The organism is Brevundimonas vesicularis (assembly GCF_027105095.1).
In the GTDB taxonomy this organism is placed as follows: domain Bacteria; phylum Pseudomonadota; class Alphaproteobacteria; order Caulobacterales; family Caulobacteraceae; genus Brevundimonas; species Brevundimonas vesicularis_E.
Genome location: NZ_CP114278.1, coordinates 2,270,569 through 2,296,628 on the forward strand (window position 1 = coordinate 2,270,569; position 26,060 = coordinate 2,296,628).

A 26,060-nucleotide genomic window follows, 5' to 3' on the forward strand; every position below is an offset into this window, starting at 1 on the left:
AATGACATGACCGACGACAAAGCCCGTCACGACGCGTCGCCCGACGCTCCGCACGCCAAGCGCACGACTTCGCAGGACGGCGTGCCGGACCAGCTCGACAAGATCGACAAGTCCGACAGCCGCCAGGAGGCCCTGGTTGATGAAGGCCTGGAAGAAACGTTCCCCGCCAGCGATCCAGTCTCGGCGAAGCGCATCACCTGATCGCTGTTCACAACGCAAGTGATCCGCTAACCCACTTCGTAGAAACACGGAGTGGGTTTTTCTATGAGCCGTTTCGAAGGCACGGACCGCTATATCGCCACCAGCGACCTCAAGGTCGCGGTGAACGCCGCGGTCGCACTTGAGCGTCCGCTGCTGATCAAGGGCGAGCCTGGCACAGGCAAGACGGTCTTGGCCTATGAGATCGCCAAGGCCTTTGACGCCCCGCTGATCACCTGGCACGTCAAATCCACGACCAAGGCCCACAACGGCTTGTATGAATACGACGCCGTCAGCCGGCTGCGCGACAGCCAGTTGGGCGAGGAACGCGTCCATGACGTCCGTAACTATCTGAAGAAGGGCAAGTTGTGGGAGGCCTTTACCGCCCCTGCCCGCCCCGTCCTGCTGATCGACGAGATCGACAAGGCCGACATAGAGTTTCCCAACGACCTGCTGCAGGAACTGGATCGCATGGAGTTCTACGTCCAGGAAACGGACGAGACGATCCGCGCCGAAGTTCGCCCCATCGTCATCATCACCTCCAACAATGAAAAGGAGCTGCCCGACGCCTTCCTGCGCCGCTGCTTCTTCCACTTCATTCGTTTCCCCGATGCCGAAACCCTGTCGGCTATCGTCGAAGTGCATTTCCCCGGCATCAAACCGCGCCTGGTTTCCGAGGCGTTGAAGACCTTCTACGAAATCCGCGACACGCCGGGCCTGAAGAAAAAGCCGTCAACCTCGGAGCTTCTGGATTGGCTGAAGCTGCTGCTGGTCGAGGATATCGACGCCGAGACCCTGCGCGAGAAGACGCCGAACAAGCTGATCCCGCCGCTGCACGGTGCGCTGCTGAAGAACGAACAGGACGTGCATCTGTTCGAACGTCTGGCGTTCCTGAACCGCCGCGAAGGCTCGCGCCCCGGCGGCTGACCCGGTGATTACCGCGATTTCACTGGATCATGCGACCGCAGCGCGCAGAATGGGGGCCAAGAGAGGTTCGACCATGCGTCATGTCCTGCTTTATCTAGCTCTCAGCGCCAGCCTGGCTGCCTGCGACGGCGACAACTCGGTCCGCATCACCACCACCTCGTCCAGCGACGATCAGGATGCGGGGGTACTGAAGGTGATCGACGCCCTGCAATGCCCCGACAATCTTGGCGTCCTGACGCGGAAGGGCCTGGCGGCGGCGGGCGGCGCGAACTGCGTCTATGGCGGCCCCAAGGGCGCCGACGTCGTGCTGCATCTGGTCAAGCTGGATGATCGCTCCGTCGATGACGTGCTGCGGGATTTCGAAGCGCGCGCCAGCGCCGATCTGCCCCATACTGTCGCGCGCCTTGCTCCCGGGGCCGGAGATGCGCCGCCGCCGCCAGCGATCGAGGCAGGCGATACGACTTCTGTCGAGGCGCTCGGGGTCGACATCAAGACGCGTGGCGAGGACGCCTCGGTCCGCTTGCCCGGCCTGAAGATCGAGACCCAGGGCGATAACGCCAGAGTCCGCATCGGCGGCATCAATATCCAGTCCAAGGACGGACAAAACGTCCGCACCGAAACCTCGACGGTCAGCGTGGACGCCAACGACAACTCCACGCGCGTGCGCACCCGTGCGCCGGGCGCAGCGACGCGCATGACCTATATCCTGGCTGACGATCAGCCCGGCGATGCGGGTTGGCGCCAAGTCGGCTTCGAGGCGCGCGGCCCCAGTGGCGGCCCGATCGTGATCGCCGTGGTCAGGTCCAAGGATCGCCGCAACGACGGCATTTTCGACGACGCCAAGGAGCTGGTCACGCTGAACGTCGGACGCTGACGCGGCGATTTCCTGCGCCGTCTGGTCCCTCCCGCTTGATCCCGGCGTATCTTTGCGTCACCTGACCAGCCGACAAGCGATCAGGACACGCGATTTGGCCGAGCGCCCCACCAAGAAGAACGCCCCCCGCGCCTGGCAGCGCATGCTGTCCGGTCGTCGCCTGGATCTGTTGGACCCGTCGCCGTTCGACATCGAGATCGAGGACATCGCCCACGGCCTGGCGCGCGTCGCCCGTTGGAACGGTCAGACCATCGGCGAACACGCCTTTTCGGTCGCCCAGCACTCGTGCGTGGTTGAAGAGATCGCCGCCCACATCAAGCCCGGCCTGGATCCGAAATGGCGTCTGGCCGCCTTGCTGCATGACGCCTCGGAATACGTCATCGGCGACATGATCTCGCCGTTCAAGGCCGCGCTCGGAGCCGGTTACAAGGACTTCGAGGCCAAGCTGGAAGCCGCGATCCACCTCCGCTACGGCCTGCCGCCCAAGACGCCGCAAACGGTCAAGACCCTGATCAAAAAGGCCGACAAGGCCTGCGCCTTCTTTGAGGCGACGCAATTGGCGGGTTTCACCGAAAAGGAATCGCTGGGCTTCTTCGGCAGCCCGCCCGAAGGCTACAGCCTGACGATCGAGCCTCAACCCGCGCCGGTCGCCCAGGCCCGCTATCTTGAACGCTACCGTGTCCTGGCTGGAGCCGTCGGCCTGATCCCCGCCGACGACGCCTGGCATACGGAATAGCGCGATGACCCAGGGGGCGGAGGACGGCGTTCGCATCGGTCTGTCGGCGGTCGTGATTACCTTGAGAGACCGGCAGGCCGTCGTCCTGACGACCCCGACCGAGGACGGTTCGCGGGCCCTGCCCTTCGGGCCGTTTGATCCCGTGCGCGACCGCACCTTCGAACGCGCCCTACGAGACTTCGTGACGGCTCAGACCGGGTTTCGGCTCGGCTTCGTCGAACAGCTCTACACCTTCGGCGACGCGGGCCGCGCCTCGCCCCGCGCGACGCCCGGCCCTGGGCGTCACAGAGAGGTCTCGGTCGGCTATCTGGCCCTGACGCCCGACGCGGCGGAAGGCCAGACCCACGACGCCCGCTGGGACGCCGTGTTCGAGTTCTTTCCCTGGGAAGACCGGCGCGGCGGCCAAGACACTCAGATCGCGGAAGGCCTTCACGCGTGGGCAGATGGCGACGAGCACCGGCTGGCCCGCGCCCGCGCCCTGTTCGCCCTGACGCCCGATCACCGCTGGAACGAAGAGCGGGTGCTGGAGCGCTATGAACTGCTCTACGAAGCGCGTCTGGTTGCCGAGGCCTGGCGCGACGCCGATCTGTCGCCCACGCAGCCCATGCCGGGCCGCATCATGACCTCCGATCACCGGCGCATCCTGGCGACTGCGCTCGGCCGCCTGCGCAGCAAGCTGAAATACCGCCCGGTCCTGTTCGATCTGACGCCTGGCGTCTTCACCCTTTCCCAACTTCAGGCCGGCGCCGAGGCCGTGTCGGGCCTCAGCCTGCACAAGCAGAATTTCCGGCGCGGCGTGGAGCGGACAGGGCTTGTCGAGGCCACCGGACAGCTCTCTTCCACAACGGGCGGGCGACCCGCCGAACTGTTTCGATTCAAGGGCGTTGACGCCCAGACCGGCGCCGCGCCGGGCCTGTCTTTGCCCGCGCAAAGATAGCGTCGGATTTCTTTCACAGACGGGTTGCGAAGCGCTGCGGCTCCGACTAGAGAAGCCCCTCGCTCGACCAAGCGATATCGGCGCCGCGGAGAGGTGGCAGAGTGGTCGAATGTACCGCACTCGAAATGCGGCGTGCCTGGAAGGGTACCGTGGGTTCGAATCCCACCCTCTCCGCCATTTCCGATTGAATTATTTATATAATTTACCCCGATAGGGCTTCCGGCCCACATCCCTCCCCTCAAAAGATGAGGCGGGTCTGTGCTGTCAGTCTGACCCCCGGTTGGTGCTGGCGCGGAGGTGCTGGCAGTCTAACGGGGGTGCTGTCAGTCTAACGCTAACTTGTCTCCACTTATGCAGCCTTAAGGCCTGATCGGAGATCGCATTTCGTGAAGCCACTATCCTTCAAACGCCACCGCTAGGCGCAAAGACCCCTGCCCTCCTTTGCTCACCGAAGTCTGCAATGCGCCATTAGCGGACCTCACCATCTGTCCCAAAAAACGACATTGGGTGGTTCATGTCGGTACATGTCGGCGCGGGCGGTGCGCTGAACTCCATGAACCATCCGGCGAGTTCGTCTGACGAACACGACACTTCTCCAATCAGCCACATCCGGAGCATGGCCATCTGTCCGGCGGCGTTACCCGCAGAAAGAAGCGCCGCCGCTCTCTCCGCGCCCATCGGCCAACGGGCCTCGATCATGGTCGCCAGTTTTCGTTGCAGCTTGGACAACAGCGGCGGCTCGAACAGCATCCGGGCCAAGGCGCGTTGGGGCCAAACGTGCTCGAGCATGGCCTTCAGCGCGGCTCGACTGGTCCGACCGGAAGCAGCCGCCGCCAAAGGGATGAAGACCGGCTCGATCACCGCGAGCAGAACCTCGTCCTTGTTCCGGAAATGCTCATAGAAGGTGGAGCGGCCCACGCCGGCGGCCTCGATGACATCGGCCGTGCGGATGGCGTCGTACCGGCGCTCGAAGATCAGGCGGATAAGGGCGTCGAAGATCGCCGCGCGGGTGCGCTTCATTCGGCGGTCCAGATCGTGATCGGCACCTTGGGTCATGTCGTGACGATAGCCCAAGCCCGCACGACGTTCAGCCCGTCAGGCGACCATGCCGGCGGACGATTGCGCCCCGTTGTCCGGAATCGGACTTTTGGCGGTTTCGTCTCTGGCGGACAGTCTGCCTCTGCGCCCACCTTCGCTCTCCATATTTCGAGGGGATGAACATGACCGGGCGCGATCAGGATCGTATTTCGGGGGGATTGATTGTCGGCGCTGTCGGGGCTGCGGCCACGCTGATGCTTCACCACCCCACATCCTTCAAAGGACCGGACGACGGCCTGTTGTTGAACGACTGGAGCAACACGGCCGTGCACGGCGCCATGATCGTCTGCCTGCTGGCCTTACGTTTCGGTCACGCCGAATGGGCGCAGCGACTGGGCAAGGCACACCTCAGTGTTCGTCTCGGCGCCATGCTACTCGACAGCGGCATGACCGCCTTCATCGCCGCCGCCCTGATCAGCGGCTTCGCCGCCAGCGGCGTCGCGGCGCGCCTGGAACCGGACGATGCACGTCTGATGCTCAAGGGTTTCGTGGCGCTGAACCAGGCCCTGGCCAATCTGGGCATGGCCTTGACCGCAGCGGCCATGGCGACCTGGGCCGTGCGGATGCTGCGGCTCGACATGGTGGCACGGATCGCGGGCGGCCTCGGCCTCATCGCGGCCGTCGCAGCGGCGTGCTGGATGATCGTCGGCCAGGGCGCCTTCGGCCTCTATCCAGCGGTGACCGCCACGGCCCTGTTCGGCCTCTGGTCGATCCTGATCGCATCGCAGATGATGGTCGCCCCCGCTAAGGAGCCCGCACGATGAGCGAGACGCATCGAGCCGTCGCCATTCTGGCCAGTCGTGACCTGAAGGTCAGCGAAGCTTTCTACGCCCGCCTCGGCTTTCGGGTCGTCAGCGACCATGGGCACTATCTGATCCTGTCCGATGGTCGGGGGTGGCATCTGCATCTGAGCGCCGCCCAATGGCCGGGACGGATCGAGGACAATCCTTTCGGCCTGTACCTCTATGTGGACGACGTCGACGCGGTCGCCGACCGCGTCCGAGATCTTATCCTCGCCCCGGGGTCGCCCGAGTTGAAGCCGTGGGGAACCTACGAGTTCGCGGTGAGCGATCCGGATGGGACGCTCGTCAGGATCGGACGGATCTCGGACTAGGCCTTGCGAAGACCCGAGCGATAGATCGCCATGCCGAGCGCGGCGGGAACCACGGCGAGAGCCGACATTTCGACGGCCTCCATCGCGTGCCCGATGCTTGCGCCCCAGAGAATGAAGGTCGCCGCCGAGAGCACGGAGCCCGCGACAAGAACACCGCCCGCCACTTGGGGTGAAATACCGGACATCGCTTTCATCGCGTCTCTCCCTGTTCGAGAGGCACAACTACACACGCGACGTAAATACAATCCAAAGATGAGCCCAACGCACCGTCATCACTCTAGGGGTCGTCAAGGACAATCTGCCCCAGGAGCGTCCCATTGCCGAAACTCCGCGTTCGGCGTAAGCGGAGGCTCCGGGGTATTCCATTGTCGCACCTTGCTCGCCAGTTCTGCGTCGGCCTAGCCGTGACCCTGATGGTCGCGCTGCAGGGCTTTGGCGCGATCAGCGCCGAGCACAAGATCGAACATGCGGTGCAGTTCCCCGGCGTCGCCTACGTCGAAATCGCCGCCGACGATCATGACCACGACCATGATCGCCAGGCTGTCGATGCCGTACCGGGCGATACCGCCTTCGACGTCGCCGATAGCGATATCGACGAGCAGCCGGTCAAACCGCACCACCACCACGGCGGCGGCGACCAGCATCTGGTCATCGGCGACGAGTTGCCGTCGATCGACGGCTCCATGATCCATGTCGCGCGTCTCGGGCCTGCGCCCGATTCCGTGCCGCCCGGCGCCCTGGTCGACGCCCCGCACCAACCTCCCAGACAGAACGCCTGATCGCCTGAAAAGCTGATCCTGCGCGGCCGTTCGGCCGTGTGCGTCCTGTTGGAGAAATTCCTTGATACGTCCTCAGTCCGGCTCTGCCGGATGGCGAGGCCGAGGCGCGGCTGTGTCCGCCCTGGTGCTCGTCGCGGCCGCGACCCTGTCGCCGCCTTCCTCTGCGCTCGCGCAGTCGCCCGCCGCGCCTGCCTCATCGGCGGCGCCCCTCATGGACCTCGATGCGGCCCTGCGCCGCGCGATCGCCGCCGACCCGGCCCGCGCCGGTCTCGAGGCGCGCCTGCGCGCCGTCGAGGCCGGGGTGCGCCAAGCCGGCGTGCGGCCCAACCCCACCCTTGGCCTGATGGTCGAGAACCTGCCGACCTTCGGCGCCGGTTCCTTCATCGACCAGACCCAGACCACCCTGACCTATGATCAGAGGCTGGAACGCGGCGGCGATCGACCGGCGCGGTCCAGCCTGGCCCGTAGCGAAGGCCTGCTGGTCGTCGCCGAGGCGCGGGTGGCCCAACTCGACCGGCTGGAACTGGTCCAGCGCGCCTGGACCGACGCCCTCGCCGCCGACGCCCAGGTGGAGATCGCCCGCGAACGACTGAATCTGGCCGAACGCTTCCAGGCCGAGGTGCAGCGGCGCGTCAACGCCGCCCGCGATCCCCTGTTCGCCGGGGCGCGCGCCGAGGCGGAACTGGCCCAGGCCCAGATCGAATTCGATCAGGCCGAGGTCGCGGCCCGCCTCGCCCGCATCGTGCTGGCGAAGTTCTGGGACGGCGTCGTCGACTTCTCGGTCGGCCGCGACGCCTTCGAGGACACCAGCGCGTCCCGGATCGCGGCGGGCGAGGTCTCGCCGGCCGACCTGGAGGTCTTCCAGGCGCGTCGGGCAATCTCCGAGGCCCAGGTTCGTGTCGAAGAGGCGCGCGCCGTGGCCGATCCGACGGTCAGCGTCGGGGTACGGCATATGTGGGCCAACGACGTCTCGCTGGTGTTCGGGGGCAGTATTCCCCTGCAGCGTTACGACACGAACCAGGGTGCCATCGACCGCGCACGGGCCGAAGGCGTCGCCGCCCAGGCGGACATGAACGCGCGCCGGATCGAACTGGATCGCGAGATCGCCCGTCTGCAGGTCCTGCTTCTGACCCAGGCCAACGAAGCGCGGCGGATTTCCGAGGAGACCCTGCCTCAGGCGGAACGGGCCGTGACCCTGGTCCGCGACGGCTTCGCCCGAGGGGGCTTCACCTACAACGACGTCATGTCCGCCCATACGGCCCTTCTGCAGGCCCGCGCCCGACGCGTGGCCGTGCTGCAGGCCTTCCACAACGACCGCGCCCGCCTCGACCGGCTGACCGGAGCGCACGCCGACTTGCTCGGCCTGGAGACCCAACCATGAACAGCATCCGAACCCCCAGGCTCGCCTATGGCGCGGCCGTAACCGTTCTGGCTCTTGCCCTGGCATCCTGCGGCGGCGGCACGGAGAAGGCGGAACCGACCGCCGAGGAGGCGGCGGCCGCCGCCGCCGACTACGAGCGCGGCCCGCACAACGGTCGTCTGCTCCGCGACGGCGACTTCGCCCTGGAAGTGACCATCTATGAAGAAGGTCCGGAACCGCTCTTCCGCCTCTATCCGTACCAAAACGACAAGCCGCTGGATCCGCGTCAGGTCCAGGTCACAATGGCCCTGAGCCGTCTGGGGCCGAAGGTGGATCGGTTCGTCTTCACCCCGGAGAACGACTATCTGGCCAGCCCCGGCGTCGTGTTCGAGCCTCACTCGTTCGACGTCTCGGTCAATGCGGTCCGGGCCGGCAATCGGTCCAACTGGACCTATCAGTCCTATGAGGGACGGACCACGATCACCGCGCAGGCGGCTCAGGCCGGCGGTGTGACGACGGAACGGGTCGGGCCGGCGGTGCTGGGAGAGACCCTGCCGCTGAACGGTCGGGTCGAGATCAAGCCCGAGGGCAAGGCCGAGGTCCATGCCCGCTATCCGGGTCGGATCGTCTCGATGAACGTGGAACTGGGTCAGTCGGTCCGGCGCGGCCAGGTCCTGGCACGCGTCGAGTCCAGCGAAAGCCTGCAGACCTATACGGTCACAGCCCCGATCTCGGGCGTGATCACGGTCAAGAACGCCAACCCCGGCCAGATCACCGGCGGCGGCCAGCCCATGCTGGAGATCGGCGACCCGTCCCAACTGCACGCGGAGTTCTTCCTCTATCCGCGTGACGCCGAACGCGTCCGTGTCGGCCAGCGTGTCGAGGTCAAGAGCTTGGCCGGCGACAGCCGGACCACGGCGACGATCGAGGCAATCCTGCCGTCGGCGGACGTGATGAGCCAGACGATGGTGGCCCATGTCCACCTGGGGGCCCAGTCGGGCGCCTGGCGACCGGGTCTGGGCGTGTCGGGCGTCGTCCAGGTCGGGGCAGGCGAAGTTCCCTTGGCGGTCAAGACCAAGGCCCTGCAGCCGTTCCGCGACTTCACCGTCGTCTACGCCAAAGTCGGCGACACATACGAGGTGCGGATGCTCGATCTGGGCCGTCGGACCGACGAGTGGACCGAGGTTCTTGGCGGCATCGAGCCCGGCACGACCTATGTCGTCGACGGCGCCTTCCTCATTCGCGCGGACATCGACAAGTCCGGCGCGAGCCACGACCACTAAGGGGGCGCGCGCATCATGCTTGAACGCATCATCGCGCTGTCGATCCGGTTCCGCTGGGTCGTCATGGCGCTCGTCCTGGTCGCGGCGGCGGTCGGCGTCTGGAGTTTCCAGAAGCTGCCCATCGACGCCACGCCCGACATCACCAACGTCCAGATCCAGATCAACACGGAGGCGCCCGGCTATTCGCCGCTCGAAGCCGAACAACGCATCACCTTCCCGGTCGAGACCGCCATCGCCGGCGTGCCCGGCCTCAGCTACACCCGATCCGTCTCGCGCTACGGCCTGAGCCAGGTCACGGTCGTCTTTGAGGACGGCACGGACATCTACCGGGCGCGGCAACTGGTCAACGAGCGGCTGCAGAGCGCGCTCGGTCAGTTGCCGCCGGGTCTGTCGCCGGAACTCGGCCCCATCGCCACGGGGCTGGGCGAGATCTTCATGTACACGATCGAGGCCGAACCCAACGCCCGCAAGCCGGACGGCACGGCCTATACGCCCGAAGACCTGCGCACCCTGCAGGACTGGGTCATCCGCCCGCAAATGCGCAACACCCCAGGCGTCACCGAGGTCAACACCATCGGCGGCTTCGTGCGTGAGTACCACGTCAACCCCTACCCCGAACGGCTCTCGGCCTTCGGCGTGACCATGGGCGAAGTGGTCGAGGCGCTGGAGCGCAACAACGCCAATGTCGGCGCCGGCTATGTCGAGCGTTTCGGCGAGCAATGGCTGATCCGGGTGCCGGGTCAGGCCTCCACCCAGGAAGACCTGTCCAACATCGTCATCGCGACGCGCGGCGGGGTTCCGATCCGGGTGGCGGAAGTCGCGGACGTCGGCCTGGGCGAGGAGCTTCGTACCGGTGCGGCGACCGAGAACGGCAAGGAGACGGTGCTGGCCACCGTCCTGATGCTGGCCGGGGAGAACAGCCGCGTGGTCGCCCAGGCGGCGGCGGCGCGACTGGAGGAAGCCGCCAAGGCCCTGCCCAAGGGCGTGGTCGCCTCGCCGGTCTATGACCGCACCGACCTGGTCGAGCGGGCCATCAAGACGGTCGAAAAGAACCTGGTCGAAGGCGCCCTTCTGGTCATCGTCGTCCTGTTCCTGCTGCTCGGCAACATCCGGGCGGCCCTGATCACGGCGGCGGTCATCCCGATCACCATGCTGATGACCATCACCGGCATGGTTCAGGCCGGGGTCTCGGGCAATCTGATGAGCCTAGGCGCCCTGGACTTCGGTCTGATCGTCGACGGCGCCGTCATCATCGTCGAAAACTGCCTGCGTCGCTTCGCCGAAGCCCAGCACCACAAGGGCGGCCTGCTGACCCGCGAGGAACGGTTCAGCCTTGCGGCCTCGGCGTCCAGCGAGGTGATCCGTCCGTCCCTGTTCGGCGTGCTGATCATCACCCTGGTCTACGTGCCGATCTTTGCGCTGGACGGCGTGGAGGGCAAAACCTTCCACCCTATGGCCATCACCGTGGTCATCGCCCTGACCGGCGCCCTGATCCTGTCGCTGACCTTCGTGCCGGCGGCCGTGGCGATGTTCGTCACCGGCAAGGTTCAGGAGAAGGACAGCTTCCTGATGCGCTGGGCGCGGACCGGCTATCAGCCGGCCCTCGACTTCGCACTGAAGGCCCGCGTCCTGATGGTCGGCGCCGCCGTAGCCCTGGTGGCGCTCTCGGGCCTGATCGCTTCTCGGATGGGTTCGGAGTTCGTGCCGAACCTCGACGAGGGCGACATCGCCATGCACGCCCTGCGCATCCCCGGAACCAGCCTGTCCCAGGCCATCCAGATGCAGACCGCGCTCGAGGCCCGACTGGCGAAGTTCCCGGAAGTAGAGCGTGTCGTCGCAAAGATCGGCACCGCCGAAGTGGCGACCGATCCCGTCCCGCCCTCGGTCGCGGACACCTTCATCCTTCTGAAGGATCGCGAGGACTGGCCGAACCCGAGAAAGCCCAAGCTGCAGCTCGTTCGCGAGATGGAGGAGGCCGTCAGCGAGGTGCCAGGCAGCAAGTACGAGTTCACCCAGCCGATCCAGATGCGGTTCAACGAACTGCTCAGCGGCGTCCGCGCCGACGTGGCCATCAAGGTTCACGGCGACGACCTGGATCAATTGGTGCAGCTCGGCTCGCAGATCGAGGAGATCGTCGGCGCCATTCCCGGCGCGGCCGATCCGCAGGCGGAACAGGTCACCGGCCTGCCCATGCTGCAGATCACGCCCGACCGCGCCGCCATCGCCCGCCTGGGTCTGAGCATCGACGATGTTCAGTCCGTCATCGCCACCTCCATGGGCGGCACGACGGCCGGGCAGATCTTCGAGGGCGACCGCCGTTTCGACATCGTCGTGCGGATGCCGGAGGCGCTTCGGTCGAACACCGACGCCATCGGCCGCATCCAGGTGCCGGTGCCGGCGATTGACGGTCAGCCGCGCGGCTTCGTGCCGCTGAGCGAGATCGCCACGATTGGGCTTGAGACGGGACCCAACCAGATCAGCCGCGAGGACGGGAAGCGACGCATCGTCGTCACCGCCAACGTCCGCAACCGCGACCTGGGCTCCTTCATCGGAGAGGCCCAGGAGCGGATCGAACGCGAAGTCGAACTGCCCGCCGGCTACTGGGTCACCTATGGCGGCACCTTCGAACAGCTGATCTCTGCCGCCAAACGGCTGCAACTGGTCGTTCCGGCCGTGCTGCTGCTGATCTTCGGCCTGTTGTTCGCCCTGTTCCGCTCGTGGAAGGACAGCGCCATCGTCTTCTCCGGCGTGCCCCTGGCCCTGACCGGCGGGGTGGCGGCGCTGGCTATGCGCGGTCTGCCCCTGTCGATCTCGGCAGGCGTCGGCTTCATCGCCCTGTCGGGCGTGGCCGTGCTGAACGGGGTGGTGATGGTGACCTTCATCCGGTCGCTGATCCAGGAGGGCAAACCGGTCGGAGAAGCGATCCGCGACGGCGCCCTGACCCGGCTTCGGCCGGTCCTGATGACCGCCCTGGTCGCCAGCCTCGGCTTCGTGCCGATGGCGATCAATGTCGGCGCAGGCGCGGAGGTCCAGCGTCCGCTGGCCACCGTGGTCATCGGCGGCATCGTCTCCTCGACGGTGCTGACCCTGCTGGTCCTGCCGGCTCTCTACAGCCTGGTTCACGGTCGCCCTTCGGCCGGGGCCGGAACCTCTAGCAACTGGCGTTCGCGCCTGCCTTTCAATCGGAGCAACGCATGACCGTCGCGCGCCATCTGGCCGCCTGGTGGAGGACGCCCACGGGCGTCCTCCTGCTGGGCCTACTCATCCTCTTCGCCGACGGCCTGCTCGGCACGGCCCTCGCCCACGGCGTCGCCGAGGGCGACAAGGGCTATATCCAGGAAACCTCCGGCTTCCTGTTCTGGCCCTTCGTCTATCTGGGCGCCAAGCACATGGTCACCGGCTACGACCACCTGCTGTTCCTGTTCGGCGTGATCTTCTTCCTCTACCGGATGAAGGACATCAGCATCTATGTGACGCTGTTCGCCATCGGCCATTCCTCGACCCTGCTGCTGGGCGTGCTGACCGACATCAGCGTCTCCAGCTATCTGGTCGACGCCATCATCGGCCTGTCGGTCGTCTACAAGGCGCTCGACAATATGGGCGCCTTCCAGAGGTGGTTCGGGTTCCAGCCCTCGACCAAGGGCGCGACCCTGGTCTTCGGCCTGTTCCACGGCTTCGGCCTGGCCACCAAGCTGCAGGACTTCAACCTGTCGCCTGACGGTCTGATCCCGAACCTGATCGCCTTCAACATCGGCGTCGAGATCGGCCAACTGCTCGCCCTGGGCGGCATCCTGATCCTGATGGGCTTCTGGCGTCAGTCGAACAGCTTCTGGAAACACGCCTACCTCACCCAGGTCGTCCTGATGACCTGCGGCTTCATCCTGATGGGCTATCAGCTCGTCGGCTTCTTCGTCATATGATCGGAGACACCTCCATGTACAACGCAAACCGTCCCGCCCGCTCCGACCTGCCGACCACAGGTCAGCTTCTCAAATCCACCGGCATCGCCGCCGCCGTCGCCTCGGTCCTTCTCGTGACCGTGGTGTTGCCCAGCGAATACGGCGTCGATCCGACCCGTATCGGCTCGGCGCTCGGCCTGACTGAAATGGGCCGCATCAAGGTCCAACTCGCCGCTGAAGCGGAGGCCGACGCCGCTGCCGATGCGGCCGCCGCGTCCGGCCTTTCGGAGGCTCCGCCGCTCGAAGTGGCGACGCCCGCCGCAGGGGGAACCGCTCCCGCCGCCCCCGCCGAAGCCGCGCCTGCTCCCGCCGCCGCGACGCCCGCTGTCGAGATGCGCGACGACGAGACCGTGATCACCCTCGCGCCTGACGAGGCCGCCGAGATCAAGCTGGTGATGGCCGAAGGCGCCAAGGCGCGGTTCACCTGGCTCAGCAGCGGGGGCAAGATCAACTTCGACACCCACGCCGACCGACCGGGTCTGTCCTACCACGGCTACGGCAAGGGCTCGGCCCAGCAGCAGTCCGGCGAACTGACGGCGGCCTTCACCGGCAGCCACGGCTGGTTCTGGCGCAACCGCACGGGCGAGCCGGTGACCATCACCCTGCGCACCCAGGGCGCCTATACCGAGATCAAGCGGGTGGTCTGACACCGGCTTGTGCGGATGGGTATCGTTCGTCTGACCCGACGCAGACTGAGGGCCGCTCGAAAGGGCGGCCCTCTTTTCTTTCAACCCAGAGCAAGATGCCCGGCCACGGCTCCACCGATGATAACCACGGGGGCCGCCCAGCGGCTTTTCAGGCGCCAGATCGCGGTCAGGGCGACGATGAAGATAAGCATGCCGACCACCAACGAGGGTACGGCGGCTCCCGTCGTCCAGGCCATCCGTAACCAGACGCCGGCGATGACGCCGACCACGGCGGCAGCGACGCCCGTCAGAGTGTCGTGCAGGGTCGGCGCCTCGACCAAGGCCTCCAGTCTTTCATAGAGAACCAGCGAAAAGGCGAAGGCCGGCAGGAACATCCCGGCCGTGATCACAAGGGCGCCGGGAACCCCGCCCGCCAGATAGCCGGCGAAGGTGCTGAAGATGACCAGGGGCGCCGGCAGGACGCCCGCGAAGGCCACCCCGTCCAGAAACGCCGGTCCCGAAATCCAGCCCCGTCCCACCGTGTCGGCCTGAACATAGGGAATGGCGGTATAGGCGCCGCCGAAGGTCAGCAGACCGCCCTTCAGACCGGCGAGGAACAGCAGCCAAAGCGTCGGCTCCGACGCCTGGATCGCGACGGACGGACCAGCGGTGCGGTCGCCCATGAGATAGGCCAGGCCCAGCGCGACGATCAGAAGCCCTGCCAGAACCAATCTTGGCGCGCGCAATACGCCGACCACACCTCCAACCACGAGCGGCAGCCAGAAGGGTGCGTGCAAGAGCGTGGCCGCCAGGGCGAAGACGGCGACGCCCCAAAGTCGAGCCCCCGCTATCGCATGGCGGCCGATCTTCTCGACGGCGCGGGCGATCAACGCCAGGACCATGATCTGGACGCCGGTCAGGGCGCCGACCCAAATCATCCGGCCCGCTAGGAAGGTGTCGTAAAGCCAGGCCGCGCCCAGCATCAGGACAAACCCCGGCGCCATGAAACCCAGTCCGGCCAGAACGCCGCCCCAACGCCCCCTCGCCATCACTCCAAGGTGGACGCATAGTTCATGCGCTTCCGGACCGGGCAACGCCTGCATCACAGCGATCAGCTTGTTGAACCGTGCGCTGGAGATCCATCGCTCTTCTTCGACCAACGCCCGCCGGATCATGGCGATCTGGGCGACGGGACCGCCGAAGGCCATCGCGCCGAAACCGAGAAACTTCAGGAACAGGCTCAGCAGGGAAAGTGAAGGGGGACGGGGTTCGAACGATGTCGTCATGTCGGCTCCAGACCGCAGGCGCGGCCGATGGAGCGGATCTTGGACGAAGCGTCTGAACGGGCGTCCGCAGCAGGCCCGTACTTGCAGCTTATGCCAAAGGCCGCGTTTGTGAAGCGTTCATCGCATCACCTCCCGCGCGGCCAGCGCCTGTGACGGTCGTCGATCACCACGGGGTGGGCGTGCGTCGCGCACGCTTCATCCGACGTCATCCCTTCCTTGAGATGCGGATCCTCGGCCGCCAGGTCGTCGTGGCTGTGCAGCAGGTTTAGCGGATCATGCGCAGGCCAGATGCACAAGGCCAGCACGACGCCCAGACCGCACAACCCGGCCAGGACCATGAAGGCCGCCCTCGGATCGGCTTCGGCCGAAACCAGACCCGCGACGGGATAGGCGATCAGCCAGCAGGCATGGGACAGGGCGAACTGGGCCGCGAACAGGGCCGGTCGATCCTCGGGCGCCGCCGACCGGCGCAAAGCCCGACCCGCCGGCGTGATGGTCAGAGAGTAGCCGAACCCCATCGCGATCCACAGGCCGATCAGGATCGGATAGGTGTCGGCGACGATCGCGCCCGCTGTCAGAACCGCCGTCATCAGTCCCGCGCCCAGGACCATGGCCGTCCGGTCGGTCAGGCTGTGCAGCAGACGGGGCAGCAGGACGGCGGCCGTCATCGAGCCTCCGCCGAAGGCCGCCAGCGCCCAGGCCGTCGCCTGTTGCGACAGACCGAAGTTGGACTGCACCAGCACGACCGTATTGACGAACACCATGGCGCCGCCCGCCGCCGTCGCCAGGCTGATCGCCAACAGGCCGCGCAGTCGAGGCGTGAAGGCGAACAGGTGCAGGCCGCCGGTCAGGCGACGCAGGAAAGGCAGGGGCCGAACGTCCGACGGACGCGGCAGGATCGCCGTGACGACAAAACCTGCGGACAGGACGAAGCCTATAGCCGTGCCGACGAACAGATTGTTGTAGCTGATGACCGCCAGCAGCAGGGCGGCGACGATGGGGCTGGCGACGCTTTCCAGATCGGCGGCGAGCCGCGAGAGCGACAGCGCCTTAGTGTATTCGGCCTCGTCCGACAGGATGTCCGGGATCATCGCCTGGAAGGCCGGGGTGAAGGCGGCCGAGGCCGCGTACAGCACCGTCATCAGGGCATAGACCTGCCAGGCCTCGCCCACGAACGGCAGGGCGACGGCCACGCCCGCGCGGACGAGGTCGAGGCCGACCAGCAGGGTCTTGCGCGGCAACTTCGCCGCCAGGGCGCTCGCGAAGGGTGCGACGCCGATATAGGCGATCATCTTGATGGCCAGGGCCGCCCCAAGGATCTCGCCCGCATTGGCGCCGGCGAGGTCATGAGCGAGCAGACCCAGCGCCACCGTCGCCATCCCCGTTCCGAGCAGGGCCGAAACCTGGGCGATGAAGAGGTGGCGATATGCGGCGTTACGAAGCGGGGAGAACATCTTTCAATGCCTGACTGAGGGAACTAAACGTTACGGCGTAACATCGGAGTATGTCTTTGTCGGAAGCCCTTACGCCTCGCAGGTCTGGAGACGTTCTGGGCGCCGGTCTGTCCGTGGTGTGCCTGTTGCACTGTCTGACGGCCCCCGTGCTGGTCAGCGCTTTGCCGCTGATCGGTCTGGCGACGACCGAGTGGCTGCACGGCGTGTTCGCCCTTATCGCGGCGCCCTTCGCCTACGGGTCGATCCTGCGCCGACCGGACATTGCGACCGCGATCAAGACGGTCGCCGTCTTAGGCGTTTCGCTACTGGCGTTCGGCGCGACCGAACTCATGGGGCACGGCTGGGCTGTGGGGAGCACGATTCTCGGTTCGCTTCTCCTGATCTCGGCGCACGTCGCTTCCCTTCGTCGGGTCTGATCCGCGCGCCTTAGGGACTGGAATTTCATCTTGCCGTATCCCCTCCAGGGGGATAGGTCAAATTCCATGGCACACGTATCTCACGCCTCGCACCCCGACATCATCAAGCGGCTCAAGCGGGCCGAAGGGCACCTGCGTACAGTCATCGGCATGATCGAGGCCGAGCGGTCGTGTCTGGACCTCGCCCAGCAATTGCATGCGATCGAAAAGGCTGTCGCCGCCGCGAAGAAGACGCTGATCCACGACCATATCGACCATTGCCTAGCGCACGCGGCCGAAGGCGACCCGGCGGAGGCACGTCAGGCGATGGGGCAGTTTCGCGAGATCACGAAGTATCTGTGAGATCGACCGGAGGCGGACAGTACCAAGTTTACCCCCAGCAATCTCGGTTTCGGTGAATGCCGCTTAGGCGCAAAGCGCCCTGCCCTTCCCGCTGCCTCGGGTCGCCTATGCGCCAGAAGGGGTCATTCACTAGCCGCCCGCAACACGACATTCCTCAACAGCTATCCCAAGCGATCCGATCTCGCTCAGATTTCGGCTACCATCACGCGACAGAGTATCATTAGGTATAGAAGTACCACCCGGACGACCGCACCACCCGCATATGCGGTAGCGCATTTGAAACTGCGCCTTCCCAAATCAACGAACCTGTGTCGATCGCGTACTTAAGATCGTCTGTGATGTGATCGTAGACCTCTCCGGTGATCCAAGTCGGCCAGTTGTCATCCTCAGAACAAAGCTTCGCGGCATAGTTCGCAGCGCGACCAATCCAGATCAGGTCATTGTTGCCCCGAATACCGCCGATCGTAGCCAGCACTTGAGACCGATCTACCCCCACGACGTGACGGAGTTGATATGTGCTCGTCGGGTAGCGCCGCTGGATAGCGGGGCGGACGATTTCCCTGACAGCCCAGTTTATCGTCAAGGCGGACCTGACAGCGCGGCTGTCCCGATCATCACCCATGTAGACAGCCATGATGCGGTCGCCGTCATACGACACGATCTCACCAGCGTCAGAGCGGATGACCTGCCCGGCACAGAGCAGAAACGCCTTGTAGACGTCTGCCGCGAACCAGTCAGCCGACCCATCAACGAGCTGCGTTGAATCCGCTAGATCAGCATAGAGGATTGTGGCTTGGACCCGGCTGCCGTGTTTCGCGACTTTCAGGATTCCTTCGTGTGGGACGACCGTTCCGGCCGTGATCTCCCACTCCCCTGCCAGCCCGTTCACGACGTAGTTGGTCAGATTCTCTTTGAATGCCACGTCAGTTCCCCAGCTTGACGAAGCCGGTGTCGAACGACGTAGCCACCAGGAAGATTAGCCAAAACGGAACGCTCACCATCGTCGCAGTGAACGCATCCTGTACCCGGTCAAACTTGCGCTGGAGTATTTCGGAGTTGCGCCAAACCTGAGCCAGCGCGTCGTCGATCAAGTCCGCATCGGTGGCCGCTTTCACGGCGGCGCAATAGGCGCTCTCGGTGTGCTGGGCCACGTCGCGGAAATACACTAGGGACTTTCTGCTCGCGCCTTCGAGGTTGGGGGCGTAAGCGGCAAATAACTTCCACAGGCTAACGCCGAGGATGACAATGGTGGCCAAGGCGATGCCGCCCTCCCAGCCCATCGATGCCGTCAGCTTCAAGTTGACTGCGACGACCGCGAGCATGGCGACATCGAGTGCGAAGAGAAACGAAGCCTTGCCCTCCACTCGTGGGAACATCGCCTGCACCCGATCCAGCTGACCTAGGGCGAAGCCGCGTTCGTTGTCCATGTGTTAGCTCCGCGAAACCGACAGTTCACCGATGGTGAAGCCGTCAACTGAGCTAAGTTTTCCGCGCCAGAGGGCACCGCCGCTCGGGATCATCGTGCCATTATCATGGATGATCCTCGATCGTCTCAAATGCATGTATCCCGGTTGAGCCAGTTCAAATGGTCCTTCACTCGCGGGGTCGCGGTAGATGGATTTGTATTGATCCAGAGAGTCCGCAACGAGCGCATGGATTGATAGTTGCCCCTCGGGAGGATCCCCATGGATCAGCCCACGAAACTGCTTAGCCATCTCAGTCAGGTACGCATGACCGCTGATCAGCACGCCCGTGATAATCAGCCCGCGAACGTGCAGCGTGACTTGAAACTCCACTCCGTAGTTCTCTGCATACGTAAGCAACCACGCTAGGAGCCAGTCCGTGCCTTCCGGCTGGTCGAATATGCTCGGTTGGGACTCGTCAGCATCCGGCCCTGCCGACACTCCGTCAGTGACTTCGCTAGTTTGATCGGTCATCACTTCCTCGCTCGAATCAGAGTTGCCATTCTGTTCTCCGATGTCAGGGGATGCAATGACCGTCGTTATCCCAACACTCGATAGTTGTGGATCGTCGGTTTTTCACTAGCGCAGAGGTCTACAAAATTGCGATCTTCTGACCTCGTCCAAACGGCCGACCGCCTGCGCTTGGAAAGGTCAGGTAAGCCCTATGAGCGGACAGGTTCAACGGCCGCTATGAGTCAGGTGCTGCCTTCGGACGCAAATGTCTGAGATACGCCAGTAGCGGTAGTTGGGCTGGCATCCGAATGCAGACATTCAGCGGTACCGGGCAGATGGCCGTGAACGAGGCGATCAAGGCACTTCTGGTCGATGGTGAGAGGCGGCGTGCTACTCAGCTTCTAACGCCGCTGGGACGAGCGCGATTCAACGATTGTCTACGCTCAGCACAAAGGTGGCCAACATCACCGGCGCGCCTTGCGGAGGGACGTCGAGGACCGCTGAGCGTATGGAGCTTGACGCCGCTTTGCAGTACGCAAGTCGAACACAGCAGAGCCCGAGCGCGACTCGTGCCAGAGACGCCATATGCCGAACGCCAAGACTGGTACGTACCTGACCGAGCTCAAGCTCTCGAACATCAAGTCGTTCAAGGACGATCATGTTCTGAGCCTGCGCGACAGCGAAGATCGCTTGGCCAGGTGGACACTGATCCTGGGCGATAACGGCGTGGGTAAGACTACCTTGCTCCAGTGTATCGCCCACATGGCACCCTTCCGGAACACTAATGACCCGGACGGCGCGAAGGACCCCACCTTCTTTATTGAGCCTACGGGAGCGTCGGAAGTTTCCAATATTGAGGCGCTTGCACGTCATGGCGCGCAAAATGTGCGGCTCGAGGCGACGTTCGTCGCCGCTGGCGTGCTCGACGAGTCGCAGCGAAACCGCCGGTCCCGGCAATTCACCAACTTCGTCGAGTTCGAGCGGAAGAGCGGCAAAATCGAGCGGTTCGAGGCAAGCCAGACTGAAGACGTCATAAAAAAGGAACCCCTGATCATCGCCTACGGTGCCGGTCGAAAGCTCGGGCGGGGCAACATCGATCCGGTGTCCGCCACAGCCGGGATGGCCTCGCTCTTTGACGACCAGGTCGAGCTCGTGGACGCCGAGGAGTTGATTCAGCAGCTTGACTACGCGGCGCTGCGGCGAGGCAGCAAGATCTCCTCGCGCCAGAACAGGGTTATGAAGGAGATGATCGCGGCCCTGCTGCCCGACGTGGAGACGGCCGAGAACATTATCCTTTACGGCCCCTCCCCCCTCACGCCGCGGCAGAAGGTAGGGGTCGTAGTCCGCACCCCATACGGCGAAGTTCCACTAAGTGAGCTCAGCTTCGGTTATCAGACGATGACGGCGTGGCTGGCGGACATTGGCTACCGGCTATTCCGGCACTATCCCGAGAGCGCCAACCCCTTGCTACAACCAGCTATCGTGCTGGTGGACGAGATCGACCTTCACCTCCACCCACGTTGGCAGCGGCAACTTCGCGAACGGCTGGCGGCCCACTTCCCGGCAGTGCAGTTCATCGCTACCGCCCACAGCCCGCTCATGGCCCAGGCCTACATGTCGGAGAACCTGGCCGTGGTGCGCCGCGAGGGCGACCATGCCGTGATCGTCAACGAGCCGGATGCGGTCAAGGGCTGGCGACTCGACCAGGTCATCACCTCGGAACTCTTCGGCCTGACATCGGCCTATTCGCCAGAGGTCGAGGCCCTTTTCGAGACACAGCGCCTACTCCGCACCAAGCGCCAGCGGACCCCGGCCGAGACCCTGCGGCTCGCCGAGGTCGAGCAGCAACTGATGGACCTGCCGCAGGAGAGTGATCCAGCCGACGACCGGGCACTGGCGATCATCCGCCGCGCCGCGGCGCGCTTGGAGCGGGACGGCGCCGACACGTGATCAGAATAGAGCGCACAGCTCCGGCGCCGACCGATCTGAGGGCCGGTGATGCCCTTGTGCAGGCAATGCACCAAGCGGTAAGTGACCGACCGGGAGTGGCCGGTGGCAAAGACGAGCCCTTCACGTTCGACAACAAGATCTACGGCGCGACTCCGGTGAAGGACGCCCTGATCGCGATGCAGCACGGCAAGTGCGCCTACTGCGAAGGCGACTTCCGCGCCTTCAGCTATGGCGACACTGAGCATCAGCGACCGAAGGCCTACAGCCAGCAGAACGTCGGCGCACCAACGATCCGTCCAGGCTACTACTGGCTCGCCTACGACTGGACGAACCTGGTCCTCTCCTGCGAGCGCTGCAATCGCTCACGAAAGAAGAACCTCTTCCCGTTGCGCAACCCGGACGCCCGGGCGACGACCCCAGAGGCGGTGGCCAATGAAGAGCCGCTCCTGCTCGATCCGACCGGCGACGAGGATCCTAGGGCCCACATCCGTTTCGAGAACAGTGTGCCGACTGGTCTGAGCGAAATCGGTTGGACCACCATTGAATGCCTGAACCTCGACCGCATCGAGCTGAACGGGGTCCGTTGGCGCTACTTCCGCCATGTAACGGCGCTGCAAAAGCTCGTTCGAGCCGGGCTGCTGCCGGGCGCGAGCGCCGAGGCGCAGGCAGACGGCCACGACGCCGCCGCCGAACTGGAGGTGATGGCGCAGGCGCAGGAGCCGTTCAGTGCCATGGTCCTCGACACCCTCGGCCGCTAGGCGCGCGCGTTCATCTCCGCCAGCAAGCCATCGACGAAGGCCAGGCCGAAGCGCGTCAGGTCGTTGTGGCCCACGACCTCCCTCGCCTCGCTAATCTCCTCGCCGATCTCGCGCCGTCGCTTCCGCGCGAATGCGGCCGTTTCGTCGAGGACTCCGTCCTGGGTCAGCAGCTCGGCCAAGTAGGCGTCGATCGCGGCGAAGACATAGAGGCCGTGCACGAGACCAGACACCGGGCGGTGGCATTGCTGCCACGGCGAATAGAGGGTCGCGCCGCTGGCCCGCACGACCGGCACCTGCGCCTCGATCAGCGTGAGCTGCAGGTGCATGGCCTCGTGGAGGATTGACTCGGCAGCCCGAAGCGCCGCGTGCGGCTCGCCGATGGGCAGTGACAGGAAGATTGAGCACGGCAGGTCAGGATCGCTATGGCTGGTGTCGTAGCCCGGACCGGGTGGCTCGAGGACATGAATCGAGCAAACGAGGGTCGAGATCGCCTGCTCCGCATCGGGCACACGGTCCAGGAACCCCCAGGCGTCGCCGAGCAAGGCATGAGCCTTCGAGCTAGGCGGGGCGGCGAAGGCCAGCCCCATCTCGGCATAGGGTTTGATCAGCGACGACGGCGGATCTTCGAAGCGCGATGGTGGTCCGGCGTCTACTGCTTCCCCGTCAATCCAGCGCTTGGTTCGATACGTGGCGGGGGTCAGGCCGCGCGCGGCCAGAACCGGCCCCACCAGATGCTCCGCAAGGCCCGGAAACCACGGCCGGGTGAAGTCGAGGTCCAGGTCAGAAATCGACGGGCTCGGCATAGAAGGAAAAGACGATCGTGAACCGCTCCCCGGCGTGCATGCGCGAAACGGCGTGATGCGAGTCCGGCCCGATCGCAAAGCCGATCCCGCTGCGCGAGAGGGGCCGATGGATGGAATGAATGTCGGTGGGATCGAAGCTGTTGAACAACATGAAGAGGCCGCCAGCCTCCACATCGAGCCCGCGGTTGAGCTGCACGGTCAGCCGGTGGGTCTCTTCGCCGACAAGGTAGTCATTGTGGATCGCGATGCGCTGACCGGGCGTCAACTTGTGTGCGATGGCGTTTAGGCGTGGCGTGAACGAAACGCCGAACGTCTCGGACAGCTGCCGGCGGAGCGCCGCCATAGCGCACTCGTCGAACAGGCGGGCGACCGCTGGCGGCAAAGTCTCATGGAACAGGCTGAATTCGTACTGCTCGTAGAAGTCGGTTTCGACCAGCCGCCAAGGCGCGTCCCGCTCGAACCAGTCCAGCAGCGCCGTCTCAGCGTGCGGATCCAGGCAGCGGTCCACCAGGATGTGCTTGAAAGGCGCCACCTGCAGATCCGGCCGGCCGATGTCGAACCCCGTGGCGGCGACGCTCATCTCAGCGATTGTGCCGGTGATAGGTGCGATTGTAGGCCGTCACATCGGCTTTGGCGTCGCCCGTGTTGCGCACCTCCTCGATAAGCCGGCGCAAGGCGGTGCTGCTAATCGCCTTCAGGCCGATCAGCTTCGATTCGGGTCCGGCGGCAAAGGCTTTGGGGTCCAACTCAGTCATGCGGCGGTGCTTCTCGGTTCCAAGGCGGGCAATTGCGCGATCGTCGCACGCATGGCCGCGATGAGGTGCTTCTGGTCGGCGCAGAAAATGGTGGGATTCTCATATCCCGAGCCGTCGCGCCAGCGGTGGGCGACCATGCCGCCGCCGCATACGCTCAGTTCGGGGCAGGCTTGGCATAGACTGGACGTGGGTTGCTGCTGAGCGTGGTAGGCCGCGTAGGCTTGGCTCCCGAGGATGTCCGTCAGCCGATCACGGTGGACATTCCAGGTGGTCTCGAAGCGGTCGGCTCCGGCGTGCGCCACCTTCAGGGTGTCGTTCTTCTGCACTTCGCCGTCGGGCTCAATCACTAGGATGCCGTAGTCGGAAAGGCCGACCCCTTCCTTTTGGGACCGCCCCCCCAAGATCAGCCGCAATAAGTCGTCGAGCAGGCGCACCCGCGGAGGATCGGCATCGGCAAGATAGGCCATCAGCAGACCTTCAAGCCATTTGCCGTACTCGAGCGTCTCAGGAGCCGCCTTGCCGAACGGAAGCCGATCCCAGTTCCCGTCGCGCACCAGGACGTCCACGCCCGGCGCCCCGGCAGCCTTCAGCGAGGCATAGACCGCCGCGGGGTCGGTGCGTGGGTCGATGACAGCCAACACCCCGGCGAACAAGGGCATCGCGTCCGGGCGCGCTCGCAGCCGGGCGATCGCCTTCGAAACCCGCGTGTAGCTCCCACGTCCGAGGTGATCGACCCGAAACTGGTCGTGGGTTTCTGCCGGGCCATCGATGCTGATCGACACGCCCACATCGTAGGCGATCAGGACATCGATGATGTCGTCGCTCAGCAGCAGGCCGTTGGTCTGGATGTGAAGCCCGCAAGGCTGCGGGAGCTCGGCGCGCAGCGCAGCGAGCAGCTCGGCCAGCCGCTTGCGTCCCAAGAGCAGCGGCTCGCCCCCGTGAAGTACGACGCTGAAGGGAACCTGCTGCGCACGGAAGACGCCGCCCAGTTGCTCGGCGATGCGAGCGCCGGTCTCGGCGCTCATACGTTTGGGCTGATCGCGCCAGCCCTCGTCGCCCATGTGATAGACGTAGCAGTAACTGCAATCGAGGTTGCAGCGGCTCGCAACCTTCAACAGCACCGTGTCGAGAACGAACGGTGTCTCCGCCGGCACTATCGATTGTGCCGGTTGTGCGTCCGGTTGTAGCGACCGGCAGCTGCCTTCACTTCGGGCCCGGTGACTTCGCCGATGAGCCGCGCCAGGGCCGCAGAGGGCACCTCCTTGGCGCGGAGAATGGTGTCGGTTTGCTGCGGTCGATCCATGGCACTTCCTCGTTCAGCGTGGAAAATAGCCTGAGCGGTCGAAGTTTTCCACCCCTTTTGTCGTAGCGTATATGCTGCGGGTTCTAAACATTGATCCTAGTTAATGGGCGTTTATTGACAGAGTCTAACCTCCACCTCAATGTGCAACCAACACGTCCTATCCGTTAGGATGGATTAATACTTTGCTAGTCCTATTGATAAAGCTATAATTAGGCGCCTGCTATTGCGCGGAACTCGATCCTGATACTCGCTCCGCAGAGCGCTGAGTCTTGGTATGCCGCGCTGCGCACATTGCTCCAGCTCCGCTCGTCTTTCAGCTTCCGCCGCTGCCGTCGAAAAACGGACGCTTTGGACTTCTCCCTTGAGTCAGAAACGGACGTGGGCAATCGACCACGTCAGATGAAGCTATTTGCCCGCGACCGTGTCGTCCAAGTACGGATGTCCGATCGACCATCTTCCGCACCCGACAATGGGACACCAAAAGGATTCCTCGGATAACGGGCCGCGGCGAGATCACGAGGAGTATACCGTCGGCGTCGTCAAAGCTTGCGCGGAGAAGACAAAGCTGAAATTCAGCGCGCCATGGCCGTAAGGCCGATTAAGGCAGTCCGGCAGGTCGACTCCCCTCTGACAAACACCATTCCTGCATCATTTGGATCTCCCACCTTCCGCACCGCCACCATAGAACCATCATCGTAGATGACTTCCAGAGGCATTCCCTGCGAAGCGAATAGATCGATGACTTGGGCAGGGTTTTCCAGGTTGATGCTGCTGGTAAGGCTTTCACACCTTCCTTCCCCCACAGCAGCGACATACCATATCTTGTCAGACGGTGATTCAGGCCGCGCCGGTATCTGCTCCAGTTTTGCTCTGCTCTCCGCTTCTGTAACATAGTCAGGATCCTGCTGGCGGATCGCCTCCAGTTGCTGCTCGGCTGATTGTTGTTCAGGTGGTTTTATCTGAACCTGGTTGGACGGTTGGCAAGCAGACAAGGACAGCGCCACAGCGGCGCATGCCAGCATTTGAATACGCATAGTCATCCCCGTGTTCGCCTCCGGCTGAAGCCGGGGCGGTTGAACACGCGCACACAGGGAACGCGCCTCCCGTATTCCCTACGAGAGGTGTTGTATTCCGGGAGCCGCCCGACAAAAGCGGGGTCTCCTGTGTTCACGGCATGCGCGGTCGC

The 26,060-nt window shown here is 64.6% G+C and carries 30 protein-coding genes and 1 tRNA gene; 18 read left to right on the forward strand and 13 right to left on the reverse strand.

The features are described from left to right. Positions 1-6: 6 nt before the first annotated feature. From O2K97_RS11365 to O2K97_RS11390, 6 genes are all read left to right on the forward strand, one after another. On the forward strand, positions 7-201 hold the full coding sequence (locus O2K97_RS11365) for a hypothetical protein (RefSeq protein ID WP_017505218.1): 195 nt from the start codon (positions 7-9) through the stop codon (positions 199-201). A 63-nt stretch (positions 202-264) separates the two neighbouring features. Then, entirely contained in the window at positions 265-1,125 is an 861-nt protein-coding gene (locus O2K97_RS11370) for an AAA family ATPase (RefSeq protein WP_269219327.1), read from the forward strand. A 73-nt stretch (positions 1,126-1,198) separates the two neighbouring features. Further along, the gene (locus O2K97_RS11375; protein WP_269219328.1) at positions 1,199-1,999 is read left to right on the forward strand and encodes a methyltransferase type 11; all 801 of its coding nucleotides are present in this window, start codon (positions 1,199-1,201) and stop codon (positions 1,997-1,999) included. Positions 2,000-2,093: 94 nt separating this feature from the next. Next, positions 2,094-2,735 carry a YfbR-like 5'-deoxynucleotidase gene (locus O2K97_RS11380; RefSeq protein ID WP_112861754.1) on the forward strand — a complete coding sequence of 214 codons (642 nt, stop codon included), beginning with the start codon at positions 2,094-2,096 and terminating at the stop codon, positions 2,733-2,735. Between the two features lie 4 nt (positions 2,736-2,739). Then, complete coding sequence (locus O2K97_RS11385) at positions 2,740-3,672, forward strand: NUDIX hydrolase (RefSeq protein WP_269219329.1); 933 nt, start codon at positions 2,740-2,742, stop codon at positions 3,670-3,672. A gap of 87 nt (positions 3,673-3,759) precedes the next feature. Continuing rightward, a tRNA-Ser gene (locus O2K97_RS11390) sits at positions 3,760-3,849 on the forward strand. A 291-nt stretch (positions 3,850-4,140) separates the two neighbouring features. Here O2K97_RS11390 and O2K97_RS11395 read toward each other — a convergent pair. Then, on the reverse strand, positions 4,141-4,692 hold the full coding sequence (locus O2K97_RS11395; protein WP_269219330.1) for a TetR/AcrR family transcriptional regulator: 552 nt from the start codon (positions 4,690-4,692) through the stop codon (positions 4,141-4,143). Between the two features lie 200 nt (positions 4,693-4,892). Here O2K97_RS11395 and O2K97_RS11400 point away from each other — a divergent pair, with 200 nt between their 5' ends. Together O2K97_RS11400 and O2K97_RS11405 are read left to right on the forward strand one after the other, a co-directional pair. Next, complete coding sequence (locus O2K97_RS11400) at positions 4,893-5,534, forward strand: hypothetical protein (protein WP_269219331.1); 642 nt, start codon at positions 4,893-4,895, stop codon at positions 5,532-5,534. Next, positions 5,531-5,884 carry a VOC family protein gene (locus O2K97_RS11405; protein ID WP_269219332.1) on the forward strand — a complete coding sequence of 118 codons (354 nt, stop codon included), beginning with the start codon at positions 5,531-5,533 and terminating at the stop codon, positions 5,882-5,884. The genes O2K97_RS11400 and O2K97_RS11405 overlap by 4 nt, the downstream gene beginning before the upstream one ends. Here O2K97_RS11405 and O2K97_RS11410 read toward each other — a convergent pair. Next, a complete protein-coding gene (locus O2K97_RS11410) occupies positions 5,881-6,078 on the reverse strand; it encodes a hypothetical protein (RefSeq protein WP_269219333.1) in 198 nt (65 codons plus the stop codon). The genes O2K97_RS11405 and O2K97_RS11410 overlap by 4 nt on opposite strands. 171 nt (positions 6,079-6,249) lie before the next feature. Between O2K97_RS11410 and O2K97_RS11415 the strand changes: the two genes are divergently transcribed. From O2K97_RS11415 to O2K97_RS11440, 6 genes are all read left to right on the forward strand, one after another. Next, on the forward strand, positions 6,250-6,663 hold the full coding sequence (locus O2K97_RS11415) for a hypothetical protein (protein ID WP_269219334.1): 414 nt from the start codon (positions 6,250-6,252) through the stop codon (positions 6,661-6,663). A gap of 112 nt (positions 6,664-6,775) precedes the next feature. Beyond that, positions 6,776-8,044: a TolC family protein gene (locus O2K97_RS11420; protein ID WP_269219335.1), complete on the forward strand. Its 1,269-nt coding sequence runs from the start codon at positions 6,776-6,778 to the stop codon at positions 8,042-8,044. Beyond that, positions 8,041-9,306: an efflux RND transporter periplasmic adaptor subunit gene (locus O2K97_RS11425; protein ID WP_269219336.1), complete on the forward strand. Its 1,266-nt coding sequence runs from the start codon at positions 8,041-8,043 to the stop codon at positions 9,304-9,306. The genes O2K97_RS11420 and O2K97_RS11425 overlap by 4 nt, the downstream gene beginning before the upstream one ends. Positions 9,307-9,321: 15 nt before the next feature. Beyond that, a complete protein-coding gene (locus O2K97_RS11430; protein WP_269219337.1) occupies positions 9,322-12,504 on the forward strand; it encodes an efflux RND transporter permease subunit in 3,183 nt (1,060 codons plus the stop codon). Further along, positions 12,501-13,226 carry a HupE/UreJ family protein gene (locus tag O2K97_RS11435; protein WP_269219338.1) on the forward strand — a complete coding sequence of 242 codons (726 nt, stop codon included), beginning with the start codon at positions 12,501-12,503 and terminating at the stop codon, positions 13,224-13,226. Before O2K97_RS11430 ends, O2K97_RS11435 begins: the two co-directional genes overlap by 4 nt. 14 nt (positions 13,227-13,240) lie before the next feature. Continuing rightward, positions 13,241-13,912 carry a transmembrane anchor protein gene (locus tag O2K97_RS11440; protein WP_269219339.1) on the forward strand — a complete coding sequence of 224 codons (672 nt, stop codon included), beginning with the start codon at positions 13,241-13,243 and terminating at the stop codon, positions 13,910-13,912. Positions 13,913-13,992: 80 nt separating this feature from the next. On the opposite strand, the gene chrA is transcribed toward O2K97_RS11440, so the two are convergent. Beyond that, positions 13,993-15,177, reverse strand: coding sequence for a chromate efflux transporter (gene chrA / locus O2K97_RS11445; RefSeq protein WP_269219340.1), 1,185 nt, complete (start codon positions 15,175-15,177; stop codon positions 13,993-13,995). A gap of 125 nt (positions 15,178-15,302) precedes the next feature. Continuing rightward, positions 15,303-16,631 (reverse strand): MFS transporter, encoded by a 1,329-nt coding sequence (locus O2K97_RS11450; protein WP_269219341.1) that lies wholly within the window; start codon positions 16,629-16,631, stop codon positions 15,303-15,305. A gap of 56 nt (positions 16,632-16,687) precedes the next feature. On the opposite strand from O2K97_RS11450, the gene O2K97_RS11455 reads away from it, so the two are divergent. Both O2K97_RS11455 and O2K97_RS11460 read left to right on the forward strand, forming a co-directional pair. After that, complete coding sequence (locus tag O2K97_RS11455) at positions 16,688-17,047, forward strand: MerC domain-containing protein (protein ID WP_269219342.1); 360 nt, start codon at positions 16,688-16,690, stop codon at positions 17,045-17,047. A 66-nt stretch (positions 17,048-17,113) separates the two neighbouring features. Next, complete coding sequence (locus tag O2K97_RS11460) at positions 17,114-17,389, forward strand: metal-sensing transcriptional repressor (protein WP_269221135.1); 276 nt, start codon at positions 17,114-17,116, stop codon at positions 17,387-17,389. Between the two features lie 220 nt (positions 17,390-17,609). Here O2K97_RS11460 and O2K97_RS11465 read toward each other — a convergent pair whose 3' ends face one another. From O2K97_RS11465 to O2K97_RS11475, 3 genes are read right to left on the reverse strand one after another with little or no spacing between them, the layout of a single operon-like run. Then, the gene (locus O2K97_RS11465; protein ID WP_269219343.1) at positions 17,610-18,311 is read right to left on the reverse strand and encodes an adenylate/guanylate cyclase domain-containing protein; all 702 of its coding nucleotides are present in this window, start codon (positions 18,309-18,311) and stop codon (positions 17,610-17,612) included. Position 18,312: 1 nt separating this feature from the next. Next, positions 18,313-18,816 (reverse strand): Pycsar system effector family protein, encoded by a 504-nt coding sequence (locus tag O2K97_RS11470; protein WP_269219344.1) that lies wholly within the window; start codon positions 18,814-18,816, stop codon positions 18,313-18,315. A gap of 3 nt (positions 18,817-18,819) precedes the next feature. Then, a complete protein-coding gene (locus tag O2K97_RS11475; protein ID WP_269219345.1) occupies positions 18,820-19,326 on the reverse strand; it encodes a hypothetical protein in 507 nt (168 codons plus the stop codon). A gap of 564 nt (positions 19,327-19,890) precedes the next feature. On the opposite strand from O2K97_RS11475, the gene O2K97_RS11480 reads away from it, so the two are divergent. Both O2K97_RS11480 and O2K97_RS11485 read left to right on the forward strand, forming a co-directional pair. Then, complete coding sequence (locus O2K97_RS11480; protein WP_269219346.1) at positions 19,891-21,255, forward strand: AAA family ATPase; 1,365 nt, start codon at positions 19,891-19,893, stop codon at positions 21,253-21,255. A gap of 95 nt (positions 21,256-21,350) precedes the next feature. Continuing rightward, complete coding sequence (locus O2K97_RS11485; RefSeq protein ID WP_269219347.1) at positions 21,351-22,013, forward strand: hypothetical protein; 663 nt, start codon at positions 21,351-21,353, stop codon at positions 22,011-22,013. Here the strand turns inward: O2K97_RS11485 and O2K97_RS11490 are convergent. From O2K97_RS11490 to O2K97_RS11515, 6 genes are all read right to left on the reverse strand, one after another. Continuing rightward, entirely contained in the window at positions 22,010-22,816 is an 807-nt protein-coding gene (locus tag O2K97_RS11490) for an aKG-HExxH-type peptide beta-hydroxylase (protein ID WP_269219348.1), read from the reverse strand. The genes O2K97_RS11485 and O2K97_RS11490 overlap by 4 nt on opposite strands. Next, positions 22,794-23,396: a cyclophane-containing peptide 2OG-Fe(II) oxygenase YhhC gene (gene yhhC, locus O2K97_RS11495; protein WP_269219349.1), complete on the reverse strand. Its 603-nt coding sequence runs from the start codon at positions 23,394-23,396 to the stop codon at positions 22,794-22,796. The genes O2K97_RS11490 and yhhC overlap by 23 nt, the downstream gene beginning before the upstream one ends. Position 23,397: 1 nt before the next feature. Next, positions 23,398-23,571, reverse strand: coding sequence for a YhhA family cyclophane-containing RiPP (yhhA, locus tag O2K97_RS11500; RefSeq protein ID WP_269219350.1), 174 nt, complete (start codon positions 23,569-23,571; stop codon positions 23,398-23,400). Next, positions 23,568-24,725 carry a cyclophane-forming radical SAM/SPASM peptide maturase YhhB gene (gene yhhB / locus O2K97_RS11505; RefSeq protein WP_269219351.1) on the reverse strand — a complete coding sequence of 386 codons (1,158 nt, stop codon included), beginning with the start codon at positions 24,723-24,725 and terminating at the stop codon, positions 23,568-23,570. Before yhhB ends, yhhA (O2K97_RS11500) begins: the two co-directional genes overlap by 4 nt. Beyond that, positions 24,725-24,874, reverse strand: a complete 150-nt coding sequence (gene yhhA, locus O2K97_RS11510; RefSeq protein ID WP_269219352.1) for a YhhA family cyclophane-containing RiPP — start codon at positions 24,872-24,874, stop codon at positions 24,725-24,727. The genes yhhB and yhhA (O2K97_RS11510) overlap by 1 nt, the downstream gene beginning before the upstream one ends. A gap of 572 nt (positions 24,875-25,446) precedes the next feature. Beyond that, positions 25,447-25,908: a hypothetical protein gene (locus tag O2K97_RS11515; RefSeq protein WP_269219353.1), complete on the reverse strand. Its 462-nt coding sequence runs from the start codon at positions 25,906-25,908 to the stop codon at positions 25,447-25,449. Between the last annotated feature and the right edge of the window lie 152 nt (positions 25,909-26,060).